Annotated in this window: 20 protein-coding genes; 14 read left to right on the top strand and 6 right to left on the bottom strand. The window is 37.1% G+C overall.

What is annotated here, in order from left to right; all coding sequences use genetic code 11:
* Nucleotides 1–195: 195 nt before the first annotated feature.
* The 6 genes from hisA to hisG all read right to left on the bottom strand — a co-directional run bounded on the left by hisA (nt 196) and on the right by hisG (nt 6,400).
* Nucleotides 196–945: a 1-(5-phosphoribosyl)-5-[(5-phosphoribosylamino)methylideneamino]imidazole-4-carboxamide isomerase gene (gene hisA, locus ACZZZK_RS06300; protein WP_463483409.1), complete on the bottom strand. Its 750-nt coding sequence runs from the start codon at nt 943–945 to the stop codon at nt 196–198.
* A 53-nt stretch (nt 946–998) separates the two neighbouring features.
* The gene (gene hisH, locus ACZZZK_RS06295; RefSeq protein WP_463483408.1) at nt 999–1,589 is read right to left on the bottom strand and encodes an imidazole glycerol phosphate synthase subunit HisH; all 591 of its coding nucleotides are present in this window, start codon (nt 1,587–1,589) and stop codon (nt 999–1,001) included.
* 227 nt (nt 1,590–1,816) lie between these two features.
* Nucleotides 1,817–2,950: a bifunctional histidinol-phosphatase/imidazoleglycerol-phosphate dehydratase HisB gene (hisB, locus tag ACZZZK_RS06290; RefSeq protein ID WP_463483407.1), complete on the bottom strand. Its 1,134-nt coding sequence runs from the start codon at nt 2,948–2,950 to the stop codon at nt 1,817–1,819.
* 4 nt (nt 2,951–2,954) lie between these two features.
* Nucleotides 2,955–3,995, bottom strand: coding sequence for a histidinol-phosphate transaminase (gene hisC, locus ACZZZK_RS06285; protein WP_463483406.1), 1,041 nt, complete (start codon nt 3,993–3,995; stop codon nt 2,955–2,957).
* 207 nt (nt 3,996–4,202) lie between these two features.
* The gene (gene hisD, locus ACZZZK_RS06280) at nt 4,203–5,489 is read right to left on the bottom strand and encodes a histidinol dehydrogenase (RefSeq protein WP_463483405.1); all 1,287 of its coding nucleotides are present in this window, start codon (nt 5,487–5,489) and stop codon (nt 4,203–4,205) included.
* A gap of 59 nt (nt 5,490–5,548) precedes the next feature.
* Nucleotides 5,549–6,400: an ATP phosphoribosyltransferase gene (gene hisG / locus ACZZZK_RS06275; protein WP_463483404.1), complete on the bottom strand. Its 852-nt coding sequence runs from the start codon at nt 6,398–6,400 to the stop codon at nt 5,549–5,551.
* A 279-nt stretch (nt 6,401–6,679) separates the two neighbouring features.
* On the opposite strand from hisG, the gene ACZZZK_RS06270 reads away from it, so the two are divergent.
* From ACZZZK_RS06270 to ACZZZK_RS06205, 14 genes are all read left to right on the top strand, one after another.
* Nucleotides 6,680–8,245: a L,D-transpeptidase family protein gene (locus ACZZZK_RS06270; protein WP_463483403.1), complete on the top strand. Its 1,566-nt coding sequence runs from the start codon at nt 6,680–6,682 to the stop codon at nt 8,243–8,245.
* 282 nt (nt 8,246–8,527) lie between these two features.
* Complete coding sequence (locus ACZZZK_RS06265) at nt 8,528–9,103, top strand: TerD family protein (RefSeq protein WP_463483402.1); 576 nt, start codon at nt 8,528–8,530, stop codon at nt 9,101–9,103.
* 16 nt (nt 9,104–9,119) lie between these two features.
* Nucleotides 9,120–9,785 (top strand): TerD family protein, encoded by a 666-nt coding sequence (locus ACZZZK_RS06260; protein WP_463483401.1) that lies wholly within the window; start codon nt 9,120–9,122, stop codon nt 9,783–9,785.
* A 57-nt stretch (nt 9,786–9,842) separates the two neighbouring features.
* Nucleotides 9,843–10,394 (top strand): TerD family protein, encoded by a 552-nt coding sequence (locus tag ACZZZK_RS06255; RefSeq protein ID WP_463483400.1) that lies wholly within the window; start codon nt 9,843–9,845, stop codon nt 10,392–10,394.
* Nucleotides 10,395–10,408: 14 nt separating this feature from the next.
* Nucleotides 10,409–11,068 (top strand): TerD family protein, encoded by a 660-nt coding sequence (locus tag ACZZZK_RS06250; RefSeq protein WP_463483399.1) that lies wholly within the window; start codon nt 10,409–10,411, stop codon nt 11,066–11,068.
* Nucleotides 11,068–11,499: a hypothetical protein gene (locus ACZZZK_RS06245; RefSeq protein WP_463483398.1), complete on the top strand. Its 432-nt coding sequence runs from the start codon at nt 11,068–11,070 to the stop codon at nt 11,497–11,499. Before ACZZZK_RS06250 ends, ACZZZK_RS06245 begins: the two co-directional genes overlap by 1 nt.
* Nucleotides 11,500–11,505: 6 nt before the next feature.
* The gene (locus ACZZZK_RS06240; RefSeq protein ID WP_463483397.1) at nt 11,506–12,144 is read left to right on the top strand and encodes a vWA domain-containing protein; all 639 of its coding nucleotides are present in this window, start codon (nt 11,506–11,508) and stop codon (nt 12,142–12,144) included.
* A 9-nt stretch (nt 12,145–12,153) separates the two neighbouring features.
* Nucleotides 12,154–12,789, top strand: coding sequence for a vWA domain-containing protein (locus ACZZZK_RS06235; RefSeq protein ID WP_463483396.1), 636 nt, complete (start codon nt 12,154–12,156; stop codon nt 12,787–12,789).
* Nucleotides 12,790–13,275, top strand: coding sequence for a hypothetical protein (locus tag ACZZZK_RS06230; protein ID WP_463483395.1), 486 nt, complete (start codon nt 12,790–12,792; stop codon nt 13,273–13,275).
* 252 nt (nt 13,276–13,527) lie between these two features.
* On the top strand, nt 13,528–14,580 hold the full coding sequence (locus ACZZZK_RS06225) for a TerY-C metal binding domain-containing protein (RefSeq protein WP_463483394.1): 1,053 nt from the start codon (nt 13,528–13,530) through the stop codon (nt 14,578–14,580).
* A gap of 2 nt (nt 14,581–14,582) precedes the next feature.
* Nucleotides 14,583–16,013 (top strand): PP2C family serine/threonine-protein phosphatase, encoded by a 1,431-nt coding sequence (locus ACZZZK_RS06220; RefSeq protein WP_463483393.1) that lies wholly within the window; start codon nt 14,583–14,585, stop codon nt 16,011–16,013.
* Nucleotides 16,014–16,022: 9 nt separating this feature from the next.
* Nucleotides 16,023–17,531, top strand: a complete 1,509-nt coding sequence (locus ACZZZK_RS06215) for a protein kinase domain-containing protein (protein WP_463483392.1) — start codon at nt 16,023–16,025, stop codon at nt 17,529–17,531.
* A gap of 15 nt (nt 17,532–17,546) precedes the next feature.
* Nucleotides 17,547–18,551 (top strand): TerC family protein, encoded by a 1,005-nt coding sequence (locus ACZZZK_RS06210; protein ID WP_056849598.1) that lies wholly within the window; start codon nt 17,547–17,549, stop codon nt 18,549–18,551.
* 109 nt (nt 18,552–18,660) lie between these two features.
* Nucleotides 18,661–19,065 carry a hypothetical protein gene (locus ACZZZK_RS06205; protein WP_265797885.1) on the top strand — a complete coding sequence of 135 codons (405 nt, stop codon included), beginning with the start codon at nt 18,661–18,663 and terminating at the stop codon, nt 19,063–19,065.
* Nucleotides 19,066–19,092 lie beyond the last annotated feature (27 nt).

Below are 19,092 nucleotides of genomic sequence, written 5' to 3'. Positions count from 1 at the left end.
GATGCAATTGTTACTAAAACTAAGGCAATTATAAAAGTCGGTATACAGAGAAGGAAGCACCAGAGTCCACTAACTCCCATAAACTTTGTATAATTACCTACATAGGTAAACATGTGCATTCCCCATAGAAACATTACGAAGCTAATAGGTATTAATATTAACCCAATTATTAACAGCTTCTTTGAGTTCATTCACTTATATACTACTCAACATCTTCAAATTCCAATCTTTGATCTGCTCAATGGTAATTCTATCCTCGTAAATCGCCTTTCCAACCACTACACTTCTAATAGGATATTTCGCTAATTCATGGATATCTTCCATCGAACTTACACCGCCAGATGCGATTAATTTAATCATTGGCGAATGATCAAGCAATTTTTTATATAAATCTACTGCTGCTCCACCTAATTTCCCGTCTTTGCTAATGTCTGTACATAAAAAACGGAAGAAGCCTAAAGCCAAACATTTATCAACATAATCCATTAATTTAATTGGCGAGCTTTCCATCCAACCAGAATATTTAATTACTTCGTCCAAAACATCAATGGCGATCACAATACGGTTTGCATAGTTGTCTTTTTTGGCAAAAGCTTCGCTCAATTCCTGCAAGAAATCAGGATTGGTAATCGCTTGCGTACCTACAATCACACGGTGAATTCCTGCATCAAGCAAATTAGTTACCTGCTCAATTGTACGGATTCCACCGCCGTACTGCACTTTCATTTCGGTTTTTTTAATGATTTCGAAAAGTGATTTCTGGTTGCTGAAATCGCCTTTTGCACCATTCAAATCAATGATATGGATAAAATCAGTTCCATTCGAACGATATTTTTCTATCATATCGGCAATAGAAACATCATACTCGGTTTTCTGATTGTAATCGCCTTCTCGCAGGCGGACTACTTTTCCGTCCAAAATATCAATTGCAGGAATTATATACATTTTTTTTTAGTTAAAAGTTGAAAGTGAAAAGTTATCTAAATATGAGCCATTCCTCAACTTAAGTTTGAAAAATTTCTTAATATCTGTTCGCCAGCTTTTCCCGATTTCTCCGGGTGAAACTGAACGCCGTAAAAATTATCTTTTTGTACTGCTGCCGAAAATTTTAGTCCATAGTTGGCAGAGGCGATGTCAAAAGTAGGGTTATATTCAATAAAGTACGAATGAACAAAGTAAAATTGTGCATTATCTTCAACACCCTCAAACAATGAATTGTTTTTATGCTCAACATCATTCCAGCCCATATGTGGAATCTTGATTTGCAATGCCTTATCAAACTTTTTAGTCTTCACCGGTACAATATCCAATAGTTCAGCATCTCCTTCTTCCGAATGTTCGGTAATGAGTTGCATGCCTACACAAATCCCAAGTACGGGTTTTTTTAAGGCTTTGATGGCACTAACTAAACCGGTTTGTTCCAGTTTTTTCATTGCTGCACCCGCATGGCCAACCCCAGGGATGATAATGTGACTGTATTTGTCGAAATCAGTCTCCGTATTTACCATTCCGTAAGTGATGTTTTGCCTTTCTAAAGCTGCGGTTAAAGAAAAAATATTCCCCGCTCCGTAGTTCACTATTCCAATCATAATTAGTATCAAGTATTTAGTATCGAGTATCAAGACAAGACACTTTTTTATAAAATTTGAAAACGAATGTCAGTTTTTCATTGGTGCCGTAGTCCTGTGCCAAAGGCACTCCTTTGGAGCTATTCGTTTCTCCCGATGAAAAATCGAGATACGTGTTCGCTGCTATCAGGGTTATAATTTGAAGTTTGTGCATTAACCTTCAACCTTCCAACTTTCAGCCCTCTACCTTACAAAACTCCCTTTGTACTTGGCAACACCATCTTTTCTGCATCACGTTTAACCGCCATTTTAATTGCTTTTGCAAACGCTTTAAATATAGCTTCAATTTTGTGATGTTCGTTTTCGCCCTCTGCTTTTATGTTTAAATTACATTTCGCAGCATCGCTAAAAGATTTGAAGAAGTGGTAAAACATCTCCGTCGGCATATCGCCAACTTTTTCACGTTTGAATTCAGCATCCCAAACAATCCAGTCGCGGCCACCAAAATCAATGGCAACCTGGGCCAAGCAATCATCCATCGGGAGGCAGAAACCATAGCGCTCGATGCCCAATTTATTGCCTAATCCTTGAGCAAAAGCTTCACCAAGTGCTATTCCTGTATCTTCAATGGTGTGGTGTTCATCAATGTGTAAATCGCCCTTGGCAATAACCTCCAAATCAACACTACCATGCCGGGCTATTTGATCCAGCATGTGATCGAAAAAGTTTAAACCTGTTTCAATTTTAGCTTTCCCAGTGCCATCCAAATCCAAATTAATGGTAATATCGGTTTCGTTGGTTTTGCGAACGTGGTTAATTTTTCTGCTTCCTGCTTTTAAAAGATTGTAAATATCCTCCCATTTTTGCGTTTCCAGGATGATGATGTCAAGCAAGGTTTCATGTTTATCTAAAGCTTCTGTAGACCCGAGTGCATCATTCTGGCGTAGAAAAATAGCTTTCGCTCCTAAATTTTTGGCCAGTACAACATCATTCAACCTATCACCAATCACGTATGAGTGCTGCAAATCGTAATCGCCATTTAAATACTTGGTAAGTAAAGCCGTTCCGGGTTTGCGGGTGGGGGCATTATCCTTTGCAAAAGTTCTATCAATAATAATTTCGCTAAAATTTACACCTTCTCCTGCAAAAGTATCCAGCATGAAATTATGGATTGGCCAAAAATTTTCTTCTGGATTTGATGGTGTTCCCAATCCATCCTGATTCGTTACCATTACCAATTCGTAATCCATCTCTGCCGCAATTTTGGATAGGTAGTACAACGACCGTGGATAAAATTTCAGCTTTGCAAAATTATCTACCTGCTCATCTTCAGGTTCAATATTTAAAGTTCCATCGCGATCTATAAATAATACTTTCTTCATCTTTTTATTTCGTTTTCAAAATGGATAATAGTTTATCATTTTCTTCTCTTGTTCCAACGGTAATTCGTAAACAACCTTCGCACAAAGTCACTTTCGAACGGTCGCGAACGATGATGCCTTCATCAACCAAACTATCATAAATTTGAGTTGCGTCCGTCACTTCTACCAGTATAAAATTGGCATCAGATGGATAAACTTTTTTAACAAAATTTAACGCATTTAAATCAGCGGAAAGACGGTCTCTTTCGGCGACAGATTCTTTGATCCAATCGTTAACTTGCGCAATATTTTTTAACGCCTCAAAAGCTAAATCTTGTGTGGCCTGATTGATGTTGTAAGGAGGCTTAATTTTGTTCAAAACATCAATCACTTTTCTCGATGAAAACGCCATGCCCAAACGCAAAGCTGCAAGCCCCCACGCCTTCGAAAAAGTTTGTAAAACTACCAGGTTTGAATACTCCGTTAGCTCCTGAATAAAGGTCTTTTGGCGAGCATAATTTATGTAGGCTTCATCAACCATAACGATGCCTTTAAAGTTGGCTAAAATTGTTTCAATATCTTCTCGGTTTATCGAATTTCCTGTCGGATTATTTGGCGAACAAATGAAGATTAATTTTGTGTTTTTATCAATCGTTTCTGCAATCTTTTCCATGTCTAATTGGAAATTTGGCAGTAAGCTGACTTTGCGAATTTCTACATCATTTATATTTGCAGAAACTTCATACATGCCATACGTTGGCGGAAGAACGATCACATTGTCTTTTCCTGGGTTACAAAAGGCTCGGAAAAGCAAATCTATTGCTTCATCACTTCCATTGCCTAAAAAGGTATTTTCAATAGGCACCCCTTTAATCTTGCTAATGGCATCCTTTAAATCCAATTGTAGTGGGTCTGGGTAGCGATTATAATTTGCGGGTAGGGGAGAACCATAGCTGTTCTCATTGGCATCCAAAAATACAGATGCTTGTCCTTTAAACTCATCTCTGGCAGTAGAATATGGTTTAAGGTTTTTTATATTTTCTCTTACTAATTCGTTAATGTCCATGTTATTTCTGTTTGATATTAAAGGAACAAGGAGTAAAGATGAATGACTTGGTGTTTAAACCTTAGTACTACTTTTTACTTTAAATCTTTGTTTTTTAATCCTTGTTCTTTAATCTTATTGCGTGTGATAGATAAAGGAACTGTCAGCAAAAATGAGTGACTTGGTGTTTAAGCCTTAGTTCTACTTTTTGCTTTAAATCTTTGTTCTTTAATCCTTGTTCTTTAATCTTATTGTAATCGCATTCTTATGTGCCTGCAAGCCTTCGGCAGCTGCAAGTGTTTCAACAGTATTTCCAATGTTCTCTAATCCATTTACCGACAAATGCTGAAAAGTTATCTTTTTAAGAAAAGCATCAGTTGACACACCCGAATAAGCTTTAGCAAAGCCACTTGTAGGTAAAGTATGATTTGTTCCTGATGCATAATCACCAGCACTTTCTGGAGTAAAGTTTCCTAAAAATACCGAACCAGCATTGATTATCAATGGAATAAGGTTCTCAAAATTGCTTGTAGCCAAAATCAAGTGTTCCGGCGCATATTCGTTAGAAAATTCCATTGCAGCATCTAAATGATCGACTAAAACAACGTAAGAATTTTCAATAGCTTTCGCTGCAATATCCTTTCTAGGTAAATCAGATAACTGTTTTTGAAGTTCTTGAACAGTATCATCTATGAACTCACTTGAGGTAGAAACCAAAATTGATTGACTATCAACTCCGTGTTCTGCTTGAGCTAGCAAGTCAGCGGCAACAAATGACGGATTGGCAGTATCATCAGCAATCACTAAAACCTCTGATGGGCCTGCGGGCATGTCTATTGCAACCTTATTTTGAACCATCGTTTTTGCTGTTGTAACATAGCGGTTTCCTGGACCAAAGATCTTATAAACTTGGGGCACAGTTTCCGTTCCGAAAGCCATTGCGGCAATAGCTTGAGCACCGCCAATGAGATAGATTTTCTCGATACCTAGAAGCACAGCACAATAGGCGAGGTAACAATTAGTTTTGCCGTCGCTTTGTGGGGGTGAGCACACTATGATCTCTCTACTGCCAGCAATTAATGCAGGTGTAGCCAACATCAAGAAAGTGCTTGGTAAAACAGCAGTGCCGCCTGGAATATAGAGGCCTACCTTTTCAATCGCCCTGGATTCTCGCCAGCAAACCACACCAGGCATGGTTTCAATTCTATCTTCAGTTTTTAGTTGAGATTGATGAAAAGTTTTGATGTTATGATAAGCTGTTTCAATGGCTTGTTTCGCATCCGCAGGAATGGTTGATGCAATGACTTTCAATTCTTCTGCATCTAAATAAAGCTTTTCTAATTCTACTTTATCAAACGCTTTGGCGAAATTGAAGAGTGCTTTATCGCCATCATTTTTAACAGTTTTAATGATATCTGCAACGCGTTCTTCAACCAATTTATCGTCTTCAATTTCTCTCGAACACAATTCCTTGATCTTTGATGTAGATAAATCTTTATAATTGTAGACTTTCAAGGTGTTATGATTTTAAATTAACTAATAGTTAATAGGTATTTAGAGGTTTTGTTGCTATTTTAAGTGATAATTTTTTCAATTGGCATCACTAAAATTCCCTCCGCTCCAGCAGCTTTTAGGCTATTGATTTTGTCCCAGAAATCTTCTTCCGCAATTACAGAATGAACAGCAACCCAGTTGGGTTCGAACAACGGAACTATTGTCGGGCTTTTAACACCTGGCAATAAATCGACAACTTTTTGCAGGTTGTCTTTCGATACATTAAGCACCACATATTTGTTAGATTTTGCGCTTAAAACCGAACGAATTCTTTGCAATAATTCTGCAACTTCTGGGTTGTCTAAAATCGATTTATTTCCAATTAAAACTGCCTCGGATTGCATCACATCTGCGAATGGTTTTAGTCCATTACTTTTAAGAGTTCCGCCAGTAGAAACGATGTCAAAAATGGCATCACTCAAGCCTAAACCAGGACCAATTTCTACCGAACCAGAGATGGTTCTGATATCAGATTTTATTCCTTTTTCTGTTAAGAATTTTTCAAGAATTACCGGGTAAGAAGTAGCGATGGCTTTGCCATTTAAATCATCCAAATCTTGAATTTGACTACCGGTTTGAACTGCAATTTTTAGGGTGCATTTTCCAAAGCCAAGCTTTTGTAAATACTCAACTCTAGCCTGAGTTTCAGTGATCACATTTTCGCCAACAATACCTAAATCGGCAATGCCATCCTGAACGTATTCTGGAATATCATCATCGCGAAGAAAAAGAATTTCTAATGGAAAATTTTGAACAGTTGATATTAATGAACTCTTGTAGTTTTCGAAAGAAAGACCACAATTTTTTAATATTTCTACGGATTTTTCGTTTAACCTACCCGATTTTTGGATAGCAATTTTTAGTGTTTTCAAAGTATTGAATATAGAATGAACAAGAAATAATTTTACGGAAAAAAAGTTTTGAAGTACAAAACAAACATATCATATCGCCTATCGGCGATGGTGTAAATGTAAGTGATGATTCAAAGTTAAATTCATATATTTATTTCTGCCAGTATCAATACTTTAGCTGATATGCATTGGCAAATATAACGTTTGCATCCGTAAATCAAAAAATAATGGCACTTAATTTGCCTCATTTGCATTTTTATAATTGCTGTTGCTCACTTATTACACTAAAAACTCGACGCTTTGAAAAACTTTCGCTTTCTTTTTATCCCTATAATTATTTGTATTGCTGCCTGTGGATGGTTTAAACAGCCACCAGCGATTGGCAAAGTGCTATCGGAACATTTTAAAAATAAGATTTATAAAGATTTTGATACTGTTGCTTTCGATAGCGTGTTTGTTTCCACTATGAATAGTTTATCAGAATCATTTGTAAACCCTAAAACTATTAAAGCTTATTATACTTCCACGACTAATGAGCCAAAATTGGTGACAAAATTCTACACCGATGGGGAATTAGATTCACTAGTTGCGTATTTAGAAAATAGTAAGGTGCATGGGTTTAATCCGAAAATATTTAAAACTGAGGAAATAAAAGGTTTACTAGCTGAGTTAGCGGCAAACAAATTTAAAAATGTTGAGGAAACCTATCCGGTAATTGCGAAACTGGAATTATTATCTGCTAATGCCTACCTTAATTACAATAATTATTTAAAATACGGTGTTGTAAACCCTCGCAATATTTTCTCCAGATATTATATTAAAGTAAAGCGGCCAGATAGTTTGGGGATGACAAAGCTCCTGGCTTCCGAAAGTTTAATTGATACCTTACGTATAGTTCAGCCGAAATCAGTCCAATATAAAGCTTTGCAAGAGGCATACTTAAAGGCCGATGCATTGGATGAAAAACGTATTTTGCTTTTAAATATGGAGCGTTTTCGTTGGAAAATGCCTGAGACCGGCGACAATTACGTCCAAGTAAACATTCCTGATTTTAAACTTACCTGGTTTGATAAGCAAGATACGGTAATATCAATGAAAGTTTGTGTGGGTGGTAAACGCGAAAGTGGTTACGACGAGAAGTTGAAGGCATTTGTGAAATCTGGAAATTTAGATGATAAGCCTAAAAACCATGAAACCCCATTGTTGTTTAGTAAAATTAATTCTATACAGGCCAACCCGGTTTGGAATATTCCCGTGAGTATTGCGCAAAGCGAAATTTATTGGATGGCCAGAAAGGATCCCTACTATCTATCAAACAGCAACATTAACGTTTATTATAAAGATAAACTTATTGGTGAACCAGATACGATAAACTGGAGCAGATACTCACGCGATAAACTCCCTTTTAAGTTTAAGCAAGGTTCAGGCGGTGGTAATGCTTTAGGGAAATTTAAGTTTATTTTCGATAATAGCTCCAGCATCTATCTTCACGATACGAATAACAAGAACGGTTTTAACTTAACAAATAGAGCAATTAGCCATGGTTGCGTTCGTGTAGAAAAGCCACTTGAGTTTGCCGAAAAATTGGTTGGCGATGGTTACACCTATGATAAACTTAGGGCAGAGGTAGATTTGCCACCGGTTGACAGTACGCATAACAAATGGTACAAAAAGCGCATGGCAGCGAAAGCCGATACCACGAAAGCATTTAAACTTAAACCAGCTTGGTTTGGCCCAAAAAAACCAGTACCATTAATTATTACTTATTTCACAGCCTGGGCTCAGAACAATAAAATAGAATATCGCCCTGATGTTTATCAAATGGACGAAAAGCTTTGGGTAGCCATGAAAAAGTATAGATTGTAGCTCAAAATTTACAACATTTTTGAGTAGGAAATTTGCAATTAAAATCCAAAATAATATATTTGTTAGGAAACATTTAAACAGATAAACCCGGTTACAGGATGTAAAAATTAGCGCTCAACCCTTGTCGCTGTAACTATTTCTATCCCTATTTATTTTATTACGATTGTTTGCGTCGGTTTTAATCCGATTCGATCTTTTCAGCGTCTCGCTGCATTTTTATGTAGCTGAGTGTCGCGTGCATCTCATTTTTTCAACATAAAACATCAAAAACTAAATTTAACAATGGCTATTAATTTACAAAAAGGACAAAAAATCGATATCGGATTATCTAAAATTACTGTTGGTTTAGGCTGGGATCCAAATGAAGGTACTGGCTACGATTTCGATTTGGATGCTTCGGCTTTTATGATTGATGGAAACAGACTAATTCCTGTGGAGGAGTACTTCATTTTCTATGGCAATACAGATTCACCTGATCATGCATTACACCATACAGGCGATGATCCGACAGGAGGAAATAGTGCTACAGGCGATGATGAAAGTATTCAGGTTGATTTGTCGAAGGTTGATACCAATATCCAGGAGATTCTTTTTGTAGTAACCATCCATGATGCCATTACCCGTAAACAAAATTATGGGCAAGTTAGAAATTCATATATCCGAATAGTTGATGATAGCACCGGTGAAGAAGTGGCAAAATATGAGTTGGGCGAAGATTTTTCTATTGAAACTGGTGTAGAATTTGGCAGACTTTATAAACGTGAAGGTAAATGGAAATTCGAAGCTTCAGGAATCGGGTATCGTGAAGATTTATCTTTCTTTTTATCAAAATATTTCAAAGGTCAAATTATAAAATAAATTAACAACGCTCTTTATGGCTATTAACTTAGTAAAAGGTCAAACTATTGATCTCCGAAAAAATGATAAAGGGGAATCTTTCGATTTATCAAAAGTGACGATGGGCTTGGGGTGGGATGTCCGACAAAAAAACACAGGCTTTTTAGGGAAACTTTTTGGTCCTAAGGAGGAAGAGTTCGATTTAGACGCCATTGCTTTTCTGCTCGATGGAAACGATAAGATCATGAATTTGGGCAGAACCGTTAACCAAAACGGCCGTCAGGTTGGTCTTTTCGAAGGAGATGTTATTTTCTTTAACTCCATGAGACATCCATCGGGTAATATTTGGCTAACTGGTGATAACAGAACAGGAGCGGGCGATGGCGATGATGAACAGATTATTGTTAAACTAGATGCCTTGGATCCCATTTATCAAAAGATTGTTTTTGTGGTTTCGATTTATCAAGGGAGGCAGAACAACCAACATTTTAGCATGGTTGAAAATGCCTTTATCAGAGCGGTTGATGCAAAAGGGAAAGAAATTACGAGATACAGCCTTTCTGGCGATGCTTCGTTAAATGGTATGTGTACAATGGTTTTTGCTGAGGCCTATCGTAAAGATGATGGCTGGAAATTCCGAGCCATTGGAGAGCCTCATCCAACAGATAGCTTTTTGGAAGTTTTAAAAAAATACGCGAACTAAATAGATTTTATAACACAAATTCAGCAAAGATAACTTCAAGCTAAAATACAACCAAATATGGCAATTAACCTGCAAAAGGGGCAAAGAGAATCAATTAGTGCTCCACAATTTACAGTCGGATTAGGCTGGGATACCAATAGTTCATCAACTGGTACTAGCTTCGATTTAGATACTTCGATTTTCGTATTAGGTGAAAATAAGAGATTATTATCCGATGCGCATTTCGTATTCTACAATAATTTGAAAACGCCAGATGGGGCGGTTGAACACACTGGTGATAATTTAACTGGTGATGGCGATGGTGATGATGAACAAATAAAAGTCGACCTCTCAAAAATTGCAGCAACTGCTGCTGAAATCTGTATCGTGGTAACCATTCATGATGCTGAAAACAGGCGACAAAATTTTGGACAAATCAGAAATTCTTATATCCGAATATTCGATGGTACCAAAACCGAGATACTTAAATATGAGTTGGAAGAAGATTTTTCAATCGAAACAGCGGTAGAATTTGGGAGGATTTATAAACGAAATAACGAATGGAAATTTGAGGCCGTAGGTGCCGGGATGAAAGATGGGCTTGAATTTTTCTTGAATAAGTATAACTAAAACTAAACTAAAGGATGGCTATTAATTTATCAAAAGGGCAGAAAATTGATTTACGTAAAGAAACCGGTGCGAAACTCACCAGTTTTTGTGTAGGCGTTAACTGGGGCGCAATAGAAACAAAGGGGTTTCTCGGTTTATCTACCAATAAACAAAGCGTAGATTTAGATTTAAGTTGCATTCTAATCGATGAAAACAATAATTTGTGTGATCATATCTATTCGCCGCTGTACAATATTGATTTCTTACAGCAATTTGGTTTGCCAAAAGGGAAATTGGTTTCATTGGATGGTGCTTTGAGGCATACTGGCGATGACTTGCAAGGAGATTCTGGTGGCGATGATGGATTGGATAATGAGATTATTACAGTCGATTTAGCTAAAATTGATCCAAAAGTTTCTAAAATATTTTTCTTTTTGAATAATGTTGGGAAAGAGGATTTCTCCCAAATTCCATATTCAAAAATTAGAATGTACGAAGGTACACCTACACAGGTGAAAGAAGTTTTTGCGTCTTACAACGTTTCTGCCGAACAAAGTTATGCAGGTAAAAAAGCGCTGATTTTAGGCAAATTGTACAAACGTAATGATGAATGGAAATTCGATGCCATCGGCGATCCAACACCTGATACGTTTTTAGGGCAAACCATTCATTTAATCATTAAATCTTATTTGTAATGAACATTAAAAATATAGAGGGTTTATCTGGCGATCAAATTAGGAGTTTGGTAGCGCAGGGCGGAAAATTTGTAATGTATAAATATTGCATCTCAGTAGTGGTGATGACATTCAATAACCCATCTGATTTCCATTTTATCCATCCTGGTAAAAGTAGGGTGGTGCCTGGTTTAGGGCATTTGTTTACCAACTTTTTCTTAGGATGGTGGGGAATTCCATGGGGGCCGGTTTATACTATACAAAATATTTATACTATTTTAAGTGGAGGCAAAGATTATACTGCCGAAATTATTTCGCATATAAACCAAAACGATCCTACTTATGGCACAGGAACTGGTTACAATATTCCTGGACAAAATAATAATGGTAGCACTTACAATCTGCCACATAATAACAACGAAACCGCCAACACTCACAATATTCCTCAATAATTTTATATGAGAAGATTACCCGTTTACCTGCTGCTAGATACATCAGGTTCGATGAGTGGAGAGCCTATAGAAGCTGTAAAAAATGGAGTTCAGGTGATGATTAGTTCCTTAAGACAAAATCCTCAAGCCATTGAAACCGCTTTTTTAAGTGTGATCACCTTTGATAGTGTTGCACAACAAATCATTCCGCTCACCGATTTGGCATCTTTCCAAATGGTCGATTTAAAAGCTACTGGAGTTACGGCATTGGGCGAAGCTTTACGATTGGTTTCCAACAGAATTGAAAATGAAGTAGCCAAAACTACAACCGAACAAAAAGGAGATTGGAAGCCATTGGTTTTTATCATGACTGACGGCGTACCAACCGATGATTGGTTACCAGGTTTGGCTGAATTTAAGAAGCAAAAAGTCGCTTTCACTGTTGCCTGTGCAGCAGGATCGGGGGCAGATACCGCTGTGCTTAAACAAATCACAGATAATGTTGTAAGTTTAGATACAGCAGATTCTGCGAGTATTGGCAAGTTCTTTCAATGGGTAACGGCTTCAATTGGTGTAACCTCTACAAAAGTTGAAGATGCAGGGAAGGAAATTAGTTTGCTGAAAGAACTTCCTCCGCCACCATCTGAGTTGAATATCGTTGTTTAACAGAAAATTATGAGAAGACTACCTGTTTACTTTCTAATTGATACTTCAGGATCCATGTATGGAGAGCCGATACAGGCTTTGAACAACGCCCTAAGTGGGATGATTAATACTTTGAGGACCGATGCACAGGCACTTGATTCGCTTTGGATTTCGATGATCACTTTCGATCGTGAGGTGAAAGAAATCGTTTCCTTAACCGAATTAGCTTCTTTTCAGCTTCCTGAAATTACTTGTCCGCAAAGTGGCCCAACCCATACAGGCCAGGCTTTGGATATGTTATATGAGAAAGTTCAAAATGATCTGATCAAAGGAATTGCTACGCAAAAGGGAGATTGGAAGCCGCTTTTATTTCTCTTCACTGATGGAAAACCTAGCGATTTGCAGTTGTATCGTGAAATGGTGCCAAAAATAAAATCATTAAACTTCGGCGCAATTGTTGGCTGTGCTGCTGGACATTCTGCAAATGATGCACTTCTAAAAGAACTCACACCCGATGTTGTTCATTTGGATACTGCCGACAGTTCTACACTGAAGCAGTTTTTTAAATGGGTTTCAGAAACCATCGAACAAGGTAACAAAAGCCAGGGAACGGGAGAAAGTGTTGCACTACCGCCCCCACCAAGTGAAATAACAATGGTAATCTAAATGGATGTACTCGGCATAATCAGTTTAGCAATTACCATCATTGGTTTTATTGTTAAAATATCCTCTGGTGGAGAAGACCATGATGTTCCCGCACAACACAGCTACAACGAACCGCTTGATCCTTTTCAAGATGGTACTTTAGATGGAATAGTAAATTGCTACGAAACTTTTAGCGTTGATAAATTAAGTATGCATCACGTTGAACGTACTTTGAGAAATAGCCATCATGCGAAATTTAGTTTATTGGCTACCCGTTTGGCGGGCAACTGTTTGTACTTAAGCATCGGATTTATAGATGTATTTGATCGCAAAACCAAAACCGGAGAAATGAAGGAAGTTCATAATGATGTGGTTACTTACTTTTCTATCAACCATTTAGGAGATAGCAAAAATATACTTATTTATGGCTGTTCCAGCTATAACGAACGTGTAAAGGATAGCTACAAAATCATTGCTGGAGAAATTCGGAAAGCCATTTTTGTATGATTTTAGCCTTCAGGATTTTTCTAAATATTTTAATAGTCGGCCTGTTTTTATATTCGAAATTGTTACCCCATAAGGATAAGCTAAATACCAGATATAAAAGTGCATTTAATTTTTTTCAAGGTATTTTTCAGCCTGTTCTTAATTTTCTAAAAACCTTAATAAAACCATTTCAAGTAGGGCAAGGCTTGGCGGTTGATATGACTCAGATTATATTGCTGATTATACTCTTGCTGATAAACAACTATTTTTAATATGAGAAGATTACCCATTTATTTCTTAATAGATATTTCCGAATCGATGGTTGGAGACCAAATCCAGCAGGTTGAAGAAGGTATGGCGACTATCATAAAAGCTATAAAAACTGATCCTTATGCCATTGAAACCGTATGGATCTCGATTATTGTTTTCGCAGGTCAGGCAAAAACGTTAGTACCATTGCAGGAAGTGGTGAGTTTTTACCCACCAAAATTTCCAATTGGTGGGGGCACTTCGTTAAGTAAGGGCCTAGGGCATTTAATGTACCAGATGCGGAAAGATATTGTAAAAACCACCATGGAACAAAAAGGGGATTGGAAACCTATCGTATTTTTGTTTACCGATGGTGTACCCACTGATGATACTAAAACAGCAATTTCTGAGTGGAAGCAAAACTGGCAACGTACGGCAAACATGGTGGCTATTTCTTTTGGCGATAGTACGGACACCCGAGTGCTATCCGAACTAACAGAAAATGTACTGCATTTTAAAAATGCCACCGGGGAAGATTACAACAAGTTTTTCAAATGGGTAACTGATTCCATTAAAACGAGTAGTATCAGTGTAGAAAATAATGAATCGGGCTTTGAACTGGCTAAGATGGATGGCGATACACTTTCAAAAATTGATATTTCAAAAGCACCAGCAAATACGCAATATATCGATAACAATTATGTAGTGTTATCGGCCAAATGCCAAAATACCAAACGTCCTTACTTAATGAAATACCGAAAGGTAATGAATGAATCGGGATTTGAAGGCTTGAATTTACAAACACAAGCTTACCAGTTAGTGGGCGGCTTTCAGGTTGATAATTCTTACTATGAGTACTGCGATGAAAGTGCAGTACAGCAAAAAGTGAATAGCGAAGAGTTGATTGGAGCACCCGCTTGTCCGTGTTGTGGCAACCAGTTTGGATTGGCAGTTTGTGTATGCCAAAAAATACATTGTATCGGCAACGAACCCATGAGTACTTGCCCTTGGTGTGGTAATTTTGGTAGTTATGGATATGGAGAAGGTGGCTTTGATGTAGGAAGAGCACAGGGTTAATCATGCTCGAAACTAAACAATACATACAAAATCTGCTCAAAAGCAAAAACATTGAGGTTTCAGCCGCTAGGCATCATATTTTTGAAAAATATGTTAACGAAACATTTAATATTGATGCCGTAAAACTGATTAAAGAAAAGCAACAAATTATGGTAGATAAATGGATTTTGAAAAACAAAATCGAAGATATTTTAGCCAAGCAAATTGTCATTCCAAATGCAACCGTTGGGAAACCCTATTATGCAAACCTACAGTTTGAAAAGTTAGGTTTCAGTGATATCACAAATGTTGAATTTGAGGGATTGGAGCAATATGGTTTAACTTTCAACCCAACTTTAAATTTAATTGAAGGCGACCCGAGCTTAAGTGGCGATTTCAAAATTAAAATGAAGTTTAATGTTTTAGGAGAGGAGTTGGATACCGAGGCACATGAAAAAATGCTTTCTTTAGTGGTGAATGCCAATCCAAAATCTCTATGGAAAAATATTGCCAGTGCTGAAGGGAAAGATGAAGATTGGAAAGTTGCTAGTTATTGGAAAGAGGATAATACAAATGATTTTCAGCCGATAGGGGATAAACATATTGTTGTGGCCTCAAAACGTGGAAGAAGCCATGCCAATGTGGGGTCGTTTAGAGATGATGATTATGCTTTCAAGCACTTTGACGAAAACGGCTGGAGTATAGTTTGTGTTGCTGATGGTGCTGGAAGTGCAAAATTAGCTCGCCAAGGATCGAAAATTGCCTGTGACGCTGTAATCGAATATTTTTCTGATCATTTAAATGAAGAGAAACTTAGGGGTTTTGATCAGATTCTTTTCGATTATCATCATAAAATAGGAGAGGATGCACAAAAAAAGATTAGCCATTTTGTTTATAATAACCTATCAAAAGCAGCTCAATTCGCACATTATAAAATAGAAGAGTTCGCTACAAAAACAGAAAGTCCGTTAAAAGATTTTCATAGTACCTTGATTTTTGCACTTTTTAAAAAATACGATTTCGGTTATGCCATATTAACATTTGGCGTAGGCGATTGTCCGATAGGTTTATTGAACAAAGATTTAACCGACATCAAGTTAATGAATTGGCTCGATGTTGGCGAATTTGGAGGGGGAACGCGATTTATCACTATGCCGGAAATTTTTACGAGTGAAAAATTTTCTACTCGCTTTGGCTTTACATTAATCGAAGATTTCTCTTATCTTATGCTCATGACCGATGGAATTTATGATGCAAAATTTGTTGTGGAAGCCAATCTGGAAAAGCTCGAAAATTGGAAAACATTTGTAGAAGATTTAGGGGGCAACAATGAAGATAGTGCGGGAGTAGATTTCGAGTCTGATAATGAAAAAATTGCTGATCAGTTATCTGCATGGATGGATTTTTGGAGTCCCGGTAATCACGATGATCGAACTTTAGCTGTTATTTTTTAGAGAGAAACTATGTCTACAATTACCGTTAAATCTTCACTTACAGGCAAATCTTATCAATATGTAGATAATGGCGATCCGAAAAGTGGAACTGCAAAGAATGTATATTTTAGCCCGGATAGAAAGTACGTTGTTGCTATTTTTAAAGAGAAACAAGATTTTAATCAAAAAGAAAGACTGACCAAAATAGTTACTAAATACCTCAATCAGATAGAAACCAAAGAGGCTGGAAAGTATTATTTAGAAGAAATTTATCGTTGGCCAACTGATATCATCGAAACCCATGATCGCATTGGAATTATTGTTCCGATTTACAATTCTAAATTTTTCTTTTCCAAAGGTTATAGCTCAAGCGACTTAATTAAAGGGGAAGAAAAAAATGGAAAATGGTTTGCCGCCGCCAAATTTAGAAATAGGCAGTTCCCCTTAAGTTTAGATCAAAATGAATTGGGCCGATGGCTTAACTATTTTCAAATTGGCGTTAATTTATCCCGTGGGGTAAAAAAAATGCACCAAATGGGGCTTTCTCATTCCGATTTATCATACAACAACGTGTTAATAGATCCTTCAACAGGTTCTGCCTGTATGATTGATTTAGATGGTTTGGTTGTTCCTGGCATATTCCAAGCCGAAGTAATTGGAACTGCAGATTTCATCGCTCCGGAAGTTTTGGCTACCAAACATCTTGAAAAAAACGATCCCGCCAGGAAATTACCAAACCGGTTAACAGACTTACACGCTTTAGCTTGTTTAATTTATATGTATTTGCTGCATCGGCATCCCTTAAAAGGCGGCAAGGTTCATGATCTGGATACCGAAAAGGACGATTTGTTGAGTATGGGCGAGAAGGCATTGTTTGTAGAACATCCAACAGATTCATCGAACCGGCCAAAAATGAATCAGGTTTCCAAATGGGATACCTATTGGGCCGATGTGAATAAAATACCCTATACCATTACCGGTCCATACTTAAAGGCACTTTTTGATAAGGCTTTTATTGATGGTTTGCACAATCCTATGCAGCGTCCAACGGCAGAGGAGTGGGAAATCGCTTTGCTTAAAACTACAGATTTAATGCAGCAATGCAGCAATATTTATTGCGATCAGAAATGGTATGTTTTCGATAATACCTCTATTCCAAAATGTCCGTTTTGCGGTACCAGCCATAAAGGAACTTTGCCCATATTGGATTTATATTATCAATTTCAGCCCTCAGTTTGGAAACCTGAAAACCACAGATTGATGGTGTACAATAATCAATACTTGTTTCAGTGGCATGTAAACAGAAATGTGGTTAGAAATGAAAAACTAACAGACGAACAAAAAATACCAGTGGGTTATTTTACTTTTCACGAAGGAAAATGGGTGTTAGTTAACCAAAAACTCACATCTTTGGTAGATAAAACTGAAGAAAAGGAAATTCCTATTGGTTCGATGGTCGAACTAACAGATGGAAAGAAGCTTTTACTATCTAAAGAGGATGGTGGAAGGGTAATTTTAATAACGCTTGCAAACAAATAAACCAAAATAACTATAATGAATAATAACATGTTTGATCACCCACTTTTAATTGCAGGCTTTGCGGTAGTGGTTGTTATAATGCTGATCATTGACTTAGGTCTCTTCAACAAAAAAAGCCACACCATATCTAACAAAGAAGCCATCACTTGGTCAATCGTTTGGATTTCTCTTTCAATGATTTTTAGTGGTGCTGTTTATTATGAGTTGGGTTTTGATAAATTCACTCAGTTTCAATCAGCTTACTGGATAGAGAAAGCACTTTCTGTAGATAACCTTTTCGTTTTTATTCTGGTGTTCAAGTTTTTTGATGTTGCCAATGAAAACAAGCACAAAGTGCTATTCTGGGGGATTATTGGTGCCTTGGTTTTAAGGGCGATCTTTATTTTTTCTGGCGCATTTTTCATTGAATTAACGTACTTAAATAAAATTTTGAGTCTGTTTGGAGTGGCTGGCTTCAAATACGACATTAATATCATCATGACGCTGTTCGGGTTATTCCTGGTGTATGCCGGAATAAAGTCGTGGTCGGCTGATGATGACAACGATGATGAAGACTATAATAACACCCGCGGAGCAAGATTAGTGAGGAAATTTTTCAGAGTAAGCGATAAATACGACGGAGACAAGTTTTTTACCATGGAAAACGGGGTGAAACTAGCTACGCCATTATTGGTTGTTGTTGCGGTAATCGAATTTACCGACTTGCTTTTTGCAGTCGATTCTATCCCTGCTATTTTTGCGATTTCTAAAGATCCTTTTATCCTTTATACTTCAAATATTTTTGCCATTCTGGGCTTACGTGCTTTGTTTTTCTTATTGGATAACTTCATCCATTTGTTCAGCAAATTAAAATACGGGTTGGCAATTATCCTGTCTTTTATTGGGATCAAGATGATTATTGCTCCATTCTTCCACATCGATTCAGTTTATTCGCTGATTGTTATTGGAGGTGTATTAATCATATCGGTAATTTTATCGGTTATGTTTCCAGAGAAGGAAGAAGAGGAAAAGGTAGCGTAGAAGCAACTATTGCCGCTATTAAATTAGATAAACACTAAAGAATAGTTAACTTCGCCAAGTTTTTAATCGACCGGTTTTATGCCGGTCGATTACTTTTCGAAAGATTACCATGCAAGATAATACCACCTTTAATCATCAAGCCGACATCGTTAATAGTGCCATTAGATTCATAAACTCATGGTTTAAACAGTCTAAAGCGATTACTGAAGAGCTTAACGATTTCTTTATATTACCTGGTAATAAGGTGATTGGAAAAGGGATTATTGTTAGCCGGCTGAAAGGAATTTTTGGTAAATCTGATGAATATGTTGGTGGGAGATATGATATTATTGATGTTAATTTTGAGTTGTTAGCTGATGGGAAAGGAATGGGTTTTGTAGAAGGTGTGGCCGGTTATAGAAATGTGATTCAGAAACAATCAAAAATTGTAAGCGGTCCGTTTAAGCTGTACTTTGCACTGCATAATGATCAGTGGAAGATCGTAAATATTGAATTTCCAGGGTTTGCGTATTAGAACTAGTTTATTATAATTGAAGTTCGC

The sequence above is a fragment of the Pedobacter sp. AC163 genome, from assembly GCF_979258665.1.
The sequence above is the reverse complement of the archived record's forward strand: the minus strand, read 5'-3'. Positions and strand labels throughout refer to the sequence as shown.

Bases quoted from the DNA above. Each gene is read 5' to 3' on its own strand.
- ACZZZK_RS06250 (WP_463483399.1), top strand. From the start codon at position 10,409: ATGGCTATTAATTTATCAAAAGGGCAGAAAATTGATTTACGTAAAGAA.
- ACZZZK_RS06260 (WP_463483401.1), top strand. From the start codon at position 9,120: ATGGCTATTAACTTAGTAAAAGGTCAAACTATTGATCTCCGAAAAAAT.
- ACZZZK_RS06205 (WP_265797885.1), top strand. From the start codon at position 18,661: ATGCAAGATAATACCACCTTTAATCATCAAGCCGACATCGTTAATAGT.
- hisH (WP_463483408.1), bottom strand. From the start codon at position 1,589: ATGATTGGAATAGTGAACTACGGAGCGGGGAATATTTTTTCTTTAACC.
- ACZZZK_RS06220 (WP_463483393.1), top strand. From the start codon at position 14,583: ATGCTCGAAACTAAACAATACATACAAAATCTGCTCAAAAGCAAAAAC.
- ACZZZK_RS06245 (WP_463483398.1), top strand. From the start codon at position 11,068: ATGAACATTAAAAATATAGAGGGTTTATCTGGCGATCAAATTAGGAGT.
- ACZZZK_RS06240 (WP_463483397.1), top strand. From the start codon at position 11,506: ATGAGAAGATTACCCGTTTACCTGCTGCTAGATACATCAGGTTCGATG.
- ACZZZK_RS06225 (WP_463483394.1), top strand. From the start codon at position 13,528: ATGAGAAGATTACCCATTTATTTCTTAATAGATATTTCCGAATCGATG.
- hisB (WP_463483407.1), bottom strand. From the start codon at position 2,950: ATGAAGAAAGTATTATTTATAGATCGCGATGGAACTTTAAATATTGAA.
- hisA (WP_463483409.1), bottom strand. From the start codon at position 945: ATGTATATAATTCCTGCAATTGATATTTTGGACGGAAAAGTAGTCCGC.
- ACZZZK_RS06265 (WP_463483402.1), top strand. From the start codon at position 8,528: ATGGCTATTAATTTACAAAAAGGACAAAAAATCGATATCGGATTATCT.
- ACZZZK_RS06210 (WP_056849598.1), top strand. From the start codon at position 17,547: ATGAATAATAACATGTTTGATCACCCACTTTTAATTGCAGGCTTTGCG.
- hisC (WP_463483406.1), bottom strand. From the start codon at position 3,995: ATGGACATTAACGAATTAGTAAGAGAAAATATAAAAAACCTTAAACCA.
- ACZZZK_RS06235 (WP_463483396.1), top strand. From the start codon at position 12,154: ATGAGAAGACTACCTGTTTACTTTCTAATTGATACTTCAGGATCCATG.
- ACZZZK_RS06255 (WP_463483400.1), top strand. From the start codon at position 9,843: ATGGCAATTAACCTGCAAAAGGGGCAAAGAGAATCAATTAGTGCTCCA.
- ACZZZK_RS06230 (WP_463483395.1), top strand. From the start codon at position 12,790: ATGGATGTACTCGGCATAATCAGTTTAGCAATTACCATCATTGGTTTT.
- ACZZZK_RS06215 (WP_463483392.1), top strand. From the start codon at position 16,023: ATGTCTACAATTACCGTTAAATCTTCACTTACAGGCAAATCTTATCAA.